The 13,249-nt window shown below is 64.7% G+C and carries 14 protein-coding genes; 5 read left to right on the top strand and 9 right to left on the bottom strand.

From position 1 onward, the window contains the following. Window positions 1-37 precede the first annotated feature (37 nt). Both DVK01_RS09220 and DVK01_RS09215 read right to left on the bottom strand, forming a co-directional pair. Window positions 38-1,801, bottom strand: a complete 1,764-nt coding sequence (locus DVK01_RS09220) for a TrkA C-terminal domain-containing protein (protein ID WP_101349375.1) — start codon at window positions 1,799-1,801, stop codon at window positions 38-40. Continuing rightward, window positions 1,798-3,078, bottom strand: a complete 1,281-nt coding sequence (locus tag DVK01_RS09215) for a potassium channel family protein (RefSeq protein ID WP_121536433.1) — start codon at window positions 3,076-3,078, stop codon at window positions 1,798-1,800. Before DVK01_RS09215 ends, DVK01_RS09220 begins: the two co-directional genes overlap by 4 nt. 29 nt (window positions 3,079-3,107) lie before the next feature. Here DVK01_RS09215 and DVK01_RS09210 point away from each other — a divergent pair, with 29 nt between their 5' ends. After that, window positions 3,108-4,316, top strand: a complete 1,209-nt coding sequence (locus tag DVK01_RS09210; protein ID WP_101349373.1) for an NAD-binding protein — start codon at window positions 3,108-3,110, stop codon at window positions 4,314-4,316. On the opposite strand, the gene DVK01_RS09205 is transcribed toward DVK01_RS09210, so the two are convergent. Next, complete coding sequence (locus DVK01_RS09205; RefSeq protein WP_101349372.1) at window positions 4,313-5,827, bottom strand: HPP family protein; 1,515 nt, start codon at window positions 5,825-5,827, stop codon at window positions 4,313-4,315. The genes DVK01_RS09210 and DVK01_RS09205 overlap by 4 nt on opposite strands. Before the next feature lie 87 nt (window positions 5,828-5,914). Beyond that, on the bottom strand, window positions 5,915-6,640 hold the full coding sequence (locus DVK01_RS09200; protein WP_121511127.1) for a nucleoside phosphorylase: 726 nt from the start codon (window positions 6,638-6,640) through the stop codon (window positions 5,915-5,917). Window positions 6,641-6,726: 86 nt separating this feature from the next. Here DVK01_RS09200 and DVK01_RS09195 point away from each other — a divergent pair, with 86 nt between their 5' ends. Further along, window positions 6,727-6,948, top strand: a complete 222-nt coding sequence (locus DVK01_RS09195; RefSeq protein WP_101349370.1) for a hypothetical protein — start codon at window positions 6,727-6,729, stop codon at window positions 6,946-6,948. 1 nt (window position 6,949) lies between these two features. Here DVK01_RS09195 and DVK01_RS09190 read toward each other — a convergent pair whose 3' ends face one another. Continuing rightward, on the bottom strand, window positions 6,950-7,426 hold the full coding sequence (locus DVK01_RS09190; RefSeq protein WP_121536431.1) for a hypothetical protein: 477 nt from the start codon (window positions 7,424-7,426) through the stop codon (window positions 6,950-6,952). A 152-nt stretch (window positions 7,427-7,578) separates the two neighbouring features. On the opposite strand from DVK01_RS09190, the gene DVK01_RS09185 reads away from it, so the two are divergent. After that, window positions 7,579-7,992, top strand: coding sequence for a hypothetical protein (locus DVK01_RS09185; RefSeq protein WP_121536429.1), 414 nt, complete (start codon window positions 7,579-7,581; stop codon window positions 7,990-7,992). 6 nt (window positions 7,993-7,998) lie between these two features. Here DVK01_RS09185 and DVK01_RS09180 read toward each other — a convergent pair whose 3' ends face one another. Next, window positions 7,999-8,835: a DUF63 family protein gene (locus DVK01_RS09180; RefSeq protein WP_121536427.1), complete on the bottom strand. Its 837-nt coding sequence runs from the start codon at window positions 8,833-8,835 to the stop codon at window positions 7,999-8,001. A 159-nt stretch (window positions 8,836-8,994) separates the two neighbouring features. On the opposite strand from DVK01_RS09180, the gene deoC reads away from it, so the two are divergent. Then, window positions 8,995-9,690 (top strand): deoxyribose-phosphate aldolase, encoded by a 696-nt coding sequence (gene deoC / locus DVK01_RS09175; RefSeq protein WP_101349366.1) that lies wholly within the window; start codon window positions 8,995-8,997, stop codon window positions 9,688-9,690. A gap of 50 nt (window positions 9,691-9,740) precedes the next feature. Next, a complete protein-coding gene (locus DVK01_RS09170; protein WP_121536425.1) occupies window positions 9,741-11,024 on the top strand; it encodes a tRNA (N(6)-L-threonylcarbamoyladenosine(37)-C(2))-methylthiotransferase in 1,284 nt (427 codons plus the stop codon). A gap of 42 nt (window positions 11,025-11,066) precedes the next feature. Here DVK01_RS09170 and DVK01_RS09165 read toward each other — a convergent pair whose 3' ends face one another. From DVK01_RS09165 to DVK01_RS09155, 3 genes are all read right to left on the bottom strand, one after another. Continuing rightward, entirely contained in the window at window positions 11,067-11,453 is a 387-nt protein-coding gene (locus DVK01_RS09165; RefSeq protein WP_101349364.1) for a DoxX family protein, read from the bottom strand. A 33-nt stretch (window positions 11,454-11,486) separates the two neighbouring features. Further along, a complete protein-coding gene (locus tag DVK01_RS09160) occupies window positions 11,487-12,401 on the bottom strand; it encodes a cation diffusion facilitator family transporter (protein ID WP_101349363.1) in 915 nt (304 codons plus the stop codon). Between the two features lie 78 nt (window positions 12,402-12,479). Then, window positions 12,480-13,016, bottom strand: a complete 537-nt coding sequence (locus tag DVK01_RS09155; RefSeq protein WP_101349362.1) for an HIT domain-containing protein — start codon at window positions 13,014-13,016, stop codon at window positions 12,480-12,482. Window positions 13,017-13,249: the final 233 nt, after the last annotated feature.

The raw sequence follows: 13,249 nt of genomic DNA, 5'->3' as shown, positions 1-13,249 counted from the left end.
CAGACAGCGTGCATCCGGCGGTACCGACACTCGAAATTCAGTCTCGGTCCTCCGAACCGTCACCAGCGGTCGGTTCGTCGTCTGCGCCGTCTCCGTCCCCGGTTGGCGCTTCGGAGTCCGTCGAGTCGCTGTCGCCGGCCTCGGCGGACTCGTCGTCAGCCTCGCCGATCCGCTCTTCCGGGTCCCACACCTCGACGGTGTCGTCGGCGTCGTCTGCCGGCACGTCGTCGAACGCTTCCTCGGCCGTCAGGTCGTCGCCTGGCTCCTCCGTGTCGATGTTCCGGAGTGCCTCCAGCGGGTCGTCGGGAGCCTCGTCGCCAGTCTCGGTTGTCCTCTCGCCAGCGCCGGCATCAGCCAGCGCAGACTCAGCCGCCGCATCTTCAACAGCGGAGTCTGCTGACTCGTCGGCAGTGTCGACCGTAGTCGTGTCCGTGCCGGCGTCGGTCGCGGCATCGGCAGCAGTCTCGACCGCGTCGACATTCTGCGCGCTGTCGGCAGCCGAGACAGCAGTCGCGTCGTCCGCCGTTGTTTCCGGTCGGTCCGCTCGCTCGTTCCGGGGGGCAGAGTCAGACGCGCTTGACTGTCCGTCCCCGTCAGCCGCGCCGTCGTCCGGCTCGTCCGCCACCGCCGCTGTCGTGGCCTGTTCCAGCCGCCGCAACGCGTCCGGGGTAGCGATTGCGTAGATTGTGTCACCGGCCGCGAGGACGCGTTCGCGGGACGGGATTGTCTCCGGCGCTGTGTCGTCGCGGGTGATCGCGACCACTGACACTGCTAGACTGCCGACCGGCGCGCCGTCGAGCATGCTCCCCGGTTCGACGGCGGTGGTGCCCATTGTCTCGTCGGCCGCACGGAGCAGCGAGGCGAACTCACGGTCAGAGCGGTCCTGCACCGGGAGCGTGACCAGTTTGTACTCGGTCTGTGGGTCGAGTTTCGGCGTGTCGGCGGCGTCGATAGCGACCGTCACCACGTCGTCTGCGACGCCACGGAGTTCCCCGGTGAGTACGCGTTTCGATGGCGCTTGCTCCCAGACCTGAACGAGGTCGCCGGCGCTCGCAGCGTGGGCCGGGTCAGCCCGGAGTGCGACGGCGTTCGTCGATGGTGGCAACGTCGGCCCGATACCGGCCGCCCGCGAGCCGACGGCGAGGTAGTCGACGTTCCCGTCGTCGGCCAGTTCGACGTCCACGTGGCCAACGCCGTAGTCGGTTTTGAGCCGGCCAACCAGCCGCTCCCGGAGTTCGTCTTTCGTCAGCCGCCGCGGGAAGAGAAAGCGGCGGTCAGCGAGCGTCTCTTTTGTCTCGTCGGGCATCGGGTCGTAACCGATGATATCGTCGATATCCTCGGGGAGACGAACCGACGTGACGCGGCCGACGGTCTGGACGATTTCGCTCACGTCGGCGTCGATGTTTCGGCCGCCGGTCGCGGCAAAGAGGTCGACACCCAGCCGGTCTCCGATGCGCATCCCGCCGTAGGCCCCGACGCCGCCGGCGAGGAACGCGGCGAGGTTCAACAGGACCGCCCCGGCCGCCAGCACGTCCTCACGCTGGGCGATGACCTCACTGAGCGCGGTCGTTGCGCCGATGACGAGGACGACCGCAGTCAGTCCGAACAGGACCGCTAGCCCGGTCTGAATGCGCTCACGGACGTACCAGCGGTAGAAGACGGCGATAGCACCAGCTGGCGTCGCGGCGAGAATCGTAATAGCGAGGAGCCAGACGACACCCTCGACCAGCGCCCGTGACACCGTCCCCAGTTGCAGGTTCGCACCGACCTGTGCGAGCAGTGTCGGGCCGACCAGCATCATGCGACCGCCTCCGCGAAGGCATCGAGGTCGGTTCGGTGACCAATCGCGTACAGTTCGTCGCCCGCCTCAACGGCTGCCTCGCCGCGCGGTGCGACTTGCCAGCCGTCCGGCGTCCGGATGGCGACGACAGCAACGTCGTAGGCCTCCCGAACACGGGCGTCCCGGAGCGTCGTCCCGTCAAGCGGGCCGTCGGTGCGAACCGTGAGTCGGCGAAAGCGGTTGCCGGCTCGCCGGAGAAGGGAAACGAGTTCGTACTCCCGATGTGTGCCACGGGGTTCGACCACGACCTTTGGCCGGGCTGAGCGCAGGAGCGGTTGGACATCCGTCCGGGTCACGGCGACGGTGAGTCGCCCCTCGCCACCGTCGGTCGTCGGGGCCCGGACCGGCGTCGGAGGTGGCTCGGTGTCGGCGATTTCCGGTTCCGTTGGCGTCTCGGCGGGCGTCTCGTCGGCCACCGGGTCCGACCGGGCACTGACGACAGTCCCCCGTACCTGCGCGTCCTCAGTCAGCACTGTCACCTCGTCGTTGCGGGCCAGACCGGTCGGCAACAGCGCCTCAACCGAAACGGCGTGGCGATTATCGCCCACGCGCTTCGACAGCCCCGAAAACGGCGGCGCGGCGACGACCGTCGCCCGCCCCTGCTCGTCGATTGAGACGGCGGCGTCACCGAGGTCGAACTCGGATTTCAGTCGCTCTTCCATCCGGCGTTCGAGTTCGCCGATGCGGAGGTCGGCCGGAAACCGCCACTCCTCGTTTCGGATGTCGGCACGAAGCGGCTCCGAAAGCGGCGGATACCCCTCCATGTCGGCCACGTCGCCGACAATACGAATACGGACCTCGTCACGGCCACCGACGAATTCAACCACGTCCGCGGAGAGTTTCTTTTCGCGTAGCCCCTGTAAAGAGAGTCGCTTCGGGAACGTCGCCCCGAGCTGGTCGCCCTTGCTGTGTGCGTACAGCGACACCATCCCGACGAGGATGATTGCAGTGATCACTCGTTCGGCGTTGGGGGCCTGCGTAATCGACTTATCAGCCAGTGCCATGAGGCCGCCGCTGACGCCGGCAAGTGCGATTGCGAGCACGACGACACCGAACCCTGGCACGGTAATACCGGTGAAATACTTGAAACTGAACCCCAGCGCCCACGAGACGAGCGCCGGTATCACTCCCACCAACAGCCCCAGATAGATCCCCATCAACACCTCGACCGGGAGCGAAGCCATGTCCACACCCTGCGTGGCCGGTAGTAAATCGCTTCCGGCCCGCGGACAGTACATTTACACCGACCGATGTAATCTGGATGGGTATGGACAGACCGCGGGACTGGCTGGGAGCGCGCGCGACAATCCTCTTGCCGGTGTTGGTAGCGGTGCTGTCGTTCGTCACTGGTGTGGTCAATATCAGTGCCGTGTCGATCAGCGGGCCGCTCGGGGACCTCATTCCGCGCAGCATCCAGCGCACCGCCGGGTTCACCGGCGCACTCACGGGGTTCACGCTCCTCGTCAGCGTCGTTGGACTCCGCCGTCGCCTGCGAATCGCGTGGTACGCGACCGTCGTCTTGCTCCCCGTGGCAGCGGTTCAGGGGCTGGTACAGAACTCCGCGGTGTCGATTCCGTTCGTCGGGTCCGTGCCGAGTTCGGCGGTTTCGATTCCGCTTGTCGCCCTCTCGCTGCTCTCGCTCCCGACGATGCTCCTGAATCGACGGCGGTTCGACCGACCGATCGACCTCTCGACGGCGCAACTGGCCGCGGGCGCGGCGCTCCTCGGCTCGCTCATGTACGGAACGGCGGGGTCGTACGCGCTCCGCGATGAATTCACCAACCTTTCGACGGCGACTGATGCGTTCTATTACACGCTGGTCACGGCCAGCACTGTCGGGTACGGCGATATGACCCCACAGAGCCAGCAAGCGAAACTGTTCGGCATGTCCGTGGTCGTCCTCGGAACGGCCAGTTTCGCCATCGCGCTGGGGTCGCTGCTGGGACCGGCAATCGAAAAACGGCTTTCGGAGGCACTCGGAAACATGACTGACGCACAACTGGACCTGCTTGAGAACCACGTACTGGTACTCGGCCACGGCGACCTGACGGAACCGATTATCGAAGAGCTGACCGGCGAAATCGAGTTCGTTGTCATCACGCCGGACACGGAGACGGCCACCCGGCTCCAGCAACAGGACATCGCCGTCCTGACTGCGGACCCGAGCGACGAAGTACCCATGCAACGGGCCGGTATCGAGGACGCCGCAGCGGTCGTCGCGGCGACGAACGACGACGCGCAGGACGCGCTGGCGATACTGACGGCCCAGACGCTCAATCCGACGGTCAACATCGTCGCCGCGGCGACGGACCGCGAAAACATCGAAAAGCTTCGGCGAGCGGGCGCGGACACGGTCATCAGCCCCGCAGTACTGGGCGGCCACCTCATCGTCCAGTCCGCGCTGGGCCGCGAGGGGATGGAGAACATCGCCGACCACCTGCTCGACGTGAACGACGAGGACGACGCGGAGATTTAGGCTCGACCGCGGTCGACGATAGCGACATCCGTTTCCACGTCCTCCAGCCGTTCGAACGTCGGTGGGGAGATGAACCGCGACGCCTTGCTCCGGTCGCGGCTTGCCCCGATCATGACGAGGTCGTACTGCGACGCCGTATCGGACAGAAACGTCTGGATATCCGTCCGCGGAACCCGCGTCTCGAACGCGCCCTCGTACGGTTCGATGAGGTCCGCAAGCATCTCTTCGGCCCGGCGGCGGTCTCCACGGGAGCCGATACAGGTCGCGACGGCGACCCGCCCGCTCCGGCCGGCCAGTCGTGTGGCGAAGTCGACCATATTGTGAGCCACATCGCTGACACTACGGACGGGGACGATGACCTGTTTCCAGCGGGTCCGGTCGCTCCGGGAGCGGTGGACGACGACATCGCTTTCACTGCGGAAGAGCCGCTGTAAATACGGCGTCAGCGCCCCGTGTTGGCTTTCGTAGGGTGCGACAATGAGATCGCAGTTGGTTTCGGCCGCAGTCTGCAGCGTTGTCTTCGCCGGCGACCCGTGGTCGCTCGCGACGACGACCTGACAGGAGACGCCCGTCCGCGTCTCGATCCGGTCGGCGTGGGTCTCCAGCCAATCGATCTCCGCTTCGAGGTCCGTCTGCTCGGGCGACGCCGGGGCGGTTGCCGGGTCACCGCCGTCGCCAACCGGGCGGGTTTCTGCCGACGCCGGCTCGCCCCCGTTCTCGGACCGGATGTCAAGCTGTATCGTGTCCCGTGTGAGGGTTTGCTGGGCCGTGGCGGCGTCGCTGTCCGAAACCACGTCCAGCAGGACGACTTTGCCGGCCTCGTGAGCGGCCGCGAGTCGTGCGCCCAGCATCGCTGTCTGTCCCGCTGCGTCGCCGCGCATCGGGACCAGAACGTGGTCGTCACCGGACATCGACTCGTACAGGTACGTTGCTCGCTGTTCGTAGAACTGCTCGCGCCAGATGACAAAGAGGACTGCCACGAGCGAACTGGCGAGGAAGACACTGGCGACGAACGTCGCCTGCTGGCTCGGTTCGACCAGCAGTGCCAGCAGCGCGGTCGAGTACGACGACGGCTCCTCGATGTCCAGCGGCCAGGTGACTACGCCAGTGGCGAAGACGGCGAGGCCGGCACCGAGCGCGTTGACGCCGAACTGGCCGCCCGGCGCTGTGAGATAGCTGTTCGAGACTGCGAGTGCACCCAGCCCACAGACCGCGCCGATGGTGAGGCCCGCGACGAACCGCTTCGGGTCGGAGTACTTGCTCGTCGGGTCAACAAAGAGCGTGTACGACCCCGCCGCGAGCGGCGGGAACAGCAGGAAACTCAGTCGTGGAACGGCGTTTGCCAGCGTCGTCACCAGCACGATAGCGAGCGGGACGAACACCAGCATAGAGAGGTGAACGAGGTTTTCCGTCACCTCGGCCCACCGCCTGAAGTCCTGCAGTTCGCGGCGCTCGACCCGCCGGAGTCGCCTGACCGCCGCGTGGAACCACTTCCGGAACTGGTCGAGCATACAGGTTCCCACGGGAGAACATCTGTTAAGCCCTCCGCCGGGAAGTTGCGGGGTTAGCTGCTCGTGCGGAGTCAACAGCGGCGGTGCCTACAGCGACGCGGCCGCCGTCAGACTAATTTCGATAGCGCGCTCGACGTTGTTCTTGGCTTTCTCGGGGAGTTCCTCGTCCTCGGTTTCGCCCTTCTGTGTCCCCTCGACGAGGTTGCCGTCGACGGTACAGATAGCGCCCGAGCGCAGGCCCTTGCGACGACACAGCGAGAACAGCGCGGCGGCCTCCATCTCGACGGCCAGCAGACCGGCGTCCTCCCAGTCGTTGATATACTCGTCCGTCTCGGCGTAGAAGGCGTCGTCCGTCGCAATTGGACCGACGTGAACGTCCTCGTCGTTCGCCTCGGCGGCGTCGACCAGCGACGAGAGCACCTCGTAGTCGGGGACGGCCGGGACGGACTTGGATTCGTAGCGCTGGGACGTGCCCTCGTCCTTGGCAGCGCCGTTGGCGACGACCATATCGCCGATTTCGATGCCTTCCTGCAGCGCGCCGGTCGTTCCGACGCGGATGAGCGTCTCGACGCCGACCGCTTCCAGTTCCTCGACGGCAATGGCCGTCGACGGCGACCCGATGCCGGTCGAACAGATCGTCAGTTCGCGGCCGTCGTAGGTCGCATTGACGAGTTTGTACTCGCGGTTCTGTGCGACGACTTCGTGGTCGTCACAGAGGCCCGCAATGCGGTCGACGCGTCCGGGGTCGCCCGGCACGAGCGCGATATCTGTCAGGTCACCCGGTTCGACGAGTAGATGCGGCTGTTTCGCCATACAGGCCAGTCGCACGGAACTATTTAGTAGTCAGTGAATTCACGTCGGTCGCAACAGTGAGGTAGGACGCCCGATAGAGGGGACGTATGGCAGACGATATCTCGCTGTTCGACAGACGGATGCGAGGACCGGCGGGTATCGCTATTGTCGCCGGAGTCGTCCTCGGGCTGCTGACTGGCTACACCGTCGGCGCGGGAACGCCGGACGGCCCCTCGTGGACCCTCGTCGTTCCGTTCGCGCTGCTTGCCACCGTCTTCCTGTATCTCGGGGCCTACAGGAACCTCTCGAAGCGGGCCGGGGACACGTAGCTTACAGCCAGGTGACGAGCACCGGGACGAACAGCGCAAGCGCTGTCCCAAAGATGAACGCCGTGAGTGCCCACTGTCGGATAATCTCGTCAGCGGTGTCTCGAACGCTGCCGCCGAAGCGAGGCATGGCGATGCGAGCGAAAAAGTAGTAGATGAACGCGGAAACGCCCGCAACGCCAGCGATGTGCGGTAGCAGCGGGACGCCGTTGAGCGAGACTGCCATCGGAAGCACGGACGAGAGGCCTGCAACGACCGCGCCGTACAACAGCGCCGCAGCGAAGGCAGTACCGTGATGCACAGCAACAGCGAGGGGCCGGCTCACCGCGACTGGGTCGGCGCGAGTAAGTCCAGCCCCAGCGACGTACGCCGGCAGATACCCCTCGTCCTGTGTCACCATCGGGATGTTCAACAGCAGGCCGACGACCGCGCCGGCGACGACACAGACAGACGCCCACTGCGTGATGGGGTAATCAAGCACATGTCTCTCTTGCTCGCGATGCTCATGAGGATTGTGTCATCCGGTCATGGCGACTCGACCGGAGAGAGGCACCCTCTGGGTTTAGTTCACCTAATATAGTACACCACGACAATATATATGTCGTCGTATGAAAAAATGGTATAAGTTACATCATGACACAGCAACGGTACCAGAACGGAAAGCGGGTGATAAGACGCTGGAACGAAGTTTTCAAATCCGTTAGCGCTGAGCCGCGCCGGCAGCTAATCGTCGCATTGTTAGATGCCCCCCCTGACGCGACAGTCCCCCTCCCCGAGAGTGCGGTAAACCCTAATGTCCCGCAGGATGCGGAAATCCTTCGGCAGGAGCTGCACCACTGCCACCTGCCGCTGCTGTCCGACTATGAGTTCATAACGTGGCAAAAGGAGCCACTGGTTGCCGGTCGTGGACCGCGGTTCAGTGAGGTGGCCACCGTGTTCGAATCGCTGCAATCGAATGCGACGGACCTGCCGGACGCACTCGTGTTTGGGTGTCAGCGGCTCGAACGGGAACGGCAGGAAGGATTCGGCGATTCGGTGCCGGAGTAGCCCCACTCAGACCGGGCTGAACAGGAACAGGACAATGTTGTTCGTGGCCGGGCCGATGCCAACGGCGGTTACGAGCGCGAGCAGGAGACTCGCTTCGACGGGTTCCTCTTCGAGATAGTCGTCCAGCAGAAAGACGACCGCAACCGCCACGAGCAGTTTGACGAACACGAACAGCCAGCCTTTGCCGAGATACGGCGCTGTGGGGAGCGTGCCAGCGAACTCCATGATGCGGGCCGGGATCGGCGTTCGTTCCGTGATGCCGATAACATCAGCGCCGACCGCCGTCGAGACGCCGTCGAGCATATGCGCGAACACGACCGTCGGGGCCGCATAACGCATCCGAACGACCACCGGTGTCCGCCACAGCGCGACCGCAAGCACCGTCACGGCAGTAACGACGGTTGCGACGACGACAGCAACAGTTGGCCAGATGAGTCCAAGCAGGCCGGACTCCAGTGCCATCACGACAGCGATGACAAGCAATACCGTCAGAAATCCGACACCGATGTACCCCAGATTCCGTGATATCGTCTCGCTGTGGCCGCGTCGGACGCTGAACAGCGTCAGCGTGATCCAGACGAGAGCCAGCGTGACGAACGTCGTGAGATACACCGCCGGCGCGCCGAACAGCGGTGCGACCACGGGCCTGTAGGCGTCAATCGGTGGCTGATGGAACGCGTGGAGCGCGCCGCCGAGGGCCATCCACGGCGTCAAGGCGACTACGGTTCGTTGGTCGATCGGTGGTTCGAGGGCGTACAACAGCGCTGTCACCACGAGCGTGCCCGCAAGCAGCGCCACAGTGTACTCAAGCGGCGGGAGCGCTAACCCCGAGGGCAGTACCATGTCCCCCACGCCGACTCCGATGAGGGAAAACCTTCCGAACGAGGCCGACGATACCGTCGCAGCCTGAGCGGCAATCATCGAACACGAGTACGGCACGACAGTAGCTCCACCGTCCGCCGCCCGCCGTCTTTACGTGGGCACCACGTGTCACCCCGCGGTATGGACGAGATACCAGACCGCATCGAGCATACAGTTCTCGGTCCGACGACGACACCGAACGACGTACGAACCTGCCTCGACGAGGCGCTCCAGTACGGAATGCGGGCGTGCATCCCGCCGTGGGCGCTCCCGCTTGCGACCGAGTACGCGAACGTCCCGCTTACGGCCGTCATCGACTTCCCGCACGGCCAGGGTCAGACCGACAGCGTCTGTCAGGCGGCCAAACTGGCCTGGGACGCCGGAGCCGACGAACTGGATATGGTGTGCAACGTGGGCTTGCTCAAGGCCGGCGAGGACGACGCCGTCCGGGACCACATCACTGAGGTCGTCGCCAGCGTCCCAGTTCCGGTGAAGGTCATCGTCGAAGCGCCGCTGCTCTCCGACGAGGAACTCGAGCGGGTCGGGCAACTCGTTGCAGACGCCGACGCTGCCTACCTCAAGACCGCGACGGGGTTCAGCGAGGGCGGCGCGACGGTCCACGACGTGGAGATTCTCAGCAAGTACCTCCCGGTGAAAGCCAGCGGCGGCGTCGGGTCGTGGGCCGACGCCAGGGCGATGTTCGAGGCCGGAGCCGAGCGAATCGGGGCCTCCAGCGGTGATACCATTGTTCGGGAGTGGCAGGCCGAAACGGCGGGTGAAACCGTGACCGAACCAGAGGCAGACCCGGACGACACAGACGCAACCGACGGCTACTGACCGGTCCAATCCGTCGCCCTTTTGCCGTCCTGGCGATAGTATCTGGATGAATGGCCCGGTATCACATCGAGACGTACGGGTGCACCTCGAACAGAGGTGAGACCCAGCAAATCGAGCAGGCGCTCCGGGAGGGCGGGCACCACCCCGCTGACGGGCCGGAGTCCGCCGACGTGGCGATCCTCAACACCTGCACGGTGCTTGAGAAGACCGAACGCAACATGCTCGCACGGGCCAGAGAACTCGATAACGAAACCCCGGCGGACCTCGTCATCACGGGCTGTATGGCGCTCGCACAGGGCGAGGAGTTCCAGAACGCCGACATCGACGCCGAGGTACTCCACTGGGACGACGTGCCCCAGTACGTCCTCAACGGCGAGTGCCCGACGATTACGCCGGACACCGAAACGGTCCTCAACGGCGTCGTCGGTATCCTTCCCATCGCCCGGGGGTGTATGTCGGACTGCTCGTACTGCATCACAAAGCAAGCGACCGGGCGGATCGAGTCCCCCTCGGTCGAGGAGAACGTCGAGAAGGCCCGTGCGCTGGTCCACGCGGGCGCGAAGGAAATCCGTATCACGGGCCAAGACACCGGCGTCTACGGCTGGGACACGAACCAGGGGACGAGCCTGCTGCCGGAGCTACTCGACCGCATCTGCACCGACATCGACGGCGACTTCCGCGTTCGCGTCGGGATGGCGAACCCGAAGGGCCTGCACGGCGTCCGCGAGGAACTCGCGGCGGTGTTTGCCGAACACGAGGAACTGTACAACTTCATCCACGCACCGGTCCAGTCCGGCAGTGACGACGTGCTGGCAGATATGCGCCGCCAGCACGCCGTTTCGGAGTATCTGGAGGTCGTCGAGACGCTGGACGACAAGCTGGACTACTGGACGCTATCGACGGACTTCATCGTCGGCTTCCCGACCGAGGAACCGGCCGACCACGAGCAGTCGATGGCGCTGCTTCGTGAGACCCGTCCCGAGAAAATCAACGTCACGCGCTTCTCCAAGCGGCCCGGCACCGACGCCGCCGACATGAAGGGTCTGGGCGGCCAGGTCAAGAAGGACCGCTCGAAGGAGATGAGCGAGGCGAAGATGGAACTGATGGCCGAGGCCTACGAGGAGATGGTCGGGCGCACGGTCTCAGTCCTGCTCGTCGAGGACGGCACCGACGAGTCGCTGGTGGGCTACGACGAGGCCTACCGGCAGGTCGTCATCGCCGACGCACAGGAGCGCGGCCTCGAAATCGGCGACATGGTCGAGGTAGAGGTCACGAGCCACAACACCGTGTACGCCTTCGGCGACCCGATCGAGCGGGCGCAGGTCGCGGACTGAGCGGGTCAGCAGCCCAAATTTTCAGTCAGAGCGACCGGGTGCTCAGTCGCCGCTGTAGGCTTCGCGAAGGAACGTTACCGCTGCACCGAACATCGCGAGGTTCCCGAAGAAGGCCAGGCGCTCGCCGCCACGGTCATCCGGCTCGGCGTTCCAGAAGTCGTGCATCGTCGGCGTGACGACGGCAAGGAACGTGGCAACGGCACCGGTCGAAACCCGTGGGAGCCGCCAGAATGCCGTCCCCAGCCCGCCGACCAGCATCATCCCCGAGGCCAGTGGGGCCAACAGGTCCGGCGCGGGGACACCCGCCGACTCGGCGTACTCGATTGCGTCCTCCATATCGCGGAAGTCTTCAGCGGCCTGAAGGGCCACGCCGAGGCCAAACAACAGTCGTCCGAGCGCGAGCCAGCTACGTGATGAGTCGTCACCCATATGCTATCTGATAGCACGGCAGCCACTAAAACGTCACTCCAGATCGGCAAGCCGCTCTACTTCTTCGTCGTCTTTCCACTCGCCGAGTTCCTTCGGGTCGACGTGAATGAACGCGTCGTCGACCTCCGGAAGCTCCTCGATGGACTTGATGACTGCCGTCTCGATGTCGTGGGCCTCGAACAGCGTTAGGTCGCCTTCCACCTCGATGTGAAGGCTCACGTCGATTTCAGGGCCGACGTAGTGGGCGATGACATCGTGTGCGCCGCGGACCTTCGGGTGGTCGAGCGCGCGGCGGAGGATTTCGCGCCGAAGGTCCTCCGGTGGTGCGCCGCCGACGAGATACGTGACGTTTTCCTGTACGACCTCGATGCCGGTGTAGATGATGCCGATGGCGACGACGAGTGCGGCCAGCGGGTCGGCGATGGGGTAGCCGACCATCGCACCAGCGACGCCGACCAGCGCCGCGCCCGCGGTGAGGATGTCGTTGCGGTTGTCCTTTGCCGTCGCAATGAGCGCCGGGGAGTTACGGTTCGTGCCCGCGCGGAGACAGTACCGGTAGAGGGCGTACTTCGCGACGGCCGAGAACGCGAGCACGAGCACGGCAGCCGGTCCCTGTGACACCGAGATATTGCCGGTCAACAGGGCGGTGCCGGCGTTCCAGAGGACGAACCCACCAGCGGCGAAGATACCCGCGGCGACGAACAGGGAGACGAACGGCTCGATACGTTCGTGACCGTGGGGGTGCTCGAAGTCCGGCGGGCGTGTCGTCAGGTACAGCCCAGCAACGATGACCAGCGAGTAGGCGGTGTCAGCGGCGCTGTTGATCGCCTCAGACTGGACAGCGAAGCTTCCGGTGGTGAACCAGACGCCGGCTTTCAGCAGCACGAGGAGAAGGTTGACGCCGAGAACGAGCAGCCCAACCCGTCTGAGCGTCGCGCGGCGTGACATTGCTCCCCCGTTGTCGGGCCGCCGTCAAAGCCGCTTCGACACCAGCGCAGTCTCCGTGTCAACTTCCCCACGACCGCCTCAGTTGATGCGGACAGCCCCCTCGTCGGGGGTGGTCGTCCCGTCCTGTGACGCGAACGCGGCGTAGAGCCGGTCGTACGTCTCTTCGACAGCCTCGACGATGACTTTCGTGTCGCTGATGACCGGCATGAAGTTGGTGTCGCCGTTCCACCGCGGGACAACGTGTGTATGGAGGTGGTCGTCGATGGACCCACCGGCCGCGGAGCCGCCGAGGTTCAGCCCGGCGTTAAACCCATCCGGGGACAGCGCGGTTTCGAGAGCATCGAAGGTCCGCTGTTTCAGTCGGGCATGGTCGAGCAGGGTTTCGTCGTCGAGGTCGCCGTACTCGCCGGTGTGGGTGTGCGGAATGACCATCACGTGCCCGGGGTTGTACGGGTAGTTGTTCAGGAGGACAAAGGCGTGGTCGCTTCGCGCCACGAGGTTGTTCGCCCGGTCGTCGTCCTGTGCCTGAAACGCACAGAACACGCAGTCGACATCGGAGTCTGGCTCCTCGCGTTCGACCCACTCGATGCGCCACGGCGCAAACACCTTGTCCATACCGCCAGTTGTCGACCCACCAGCAAAAACGACAGGACTGACACTCCAGAAGTGGTATATAAAGGTATTGGCCGTTCACGCGGATAGACCGGTTTCTGTGGCTTCAGGGCAGTGTTTAAACATTCTCGCTCAATCTGGGGCCGTAATCGACTGAAATCGGCCGCTGTCTGGCGATAAACAGTGCTGAACGGACCAGAACTGAAGGTGGTTTTTATACTCTCTACCCTGCTTGT

The organism is Haloarcula sp. Atlit-120R, assembly GCF_003665885.1.
Taxonomy (GTDB): Archaea; Halobacteriota; Halobacteria; order Halobacteriales; family Haloarculaceae; genus Haloarcula; species Haloarcula taiwanensis.
This window is presented reverse-complemented; position numbering and strand designations above follow the sequence as displayed.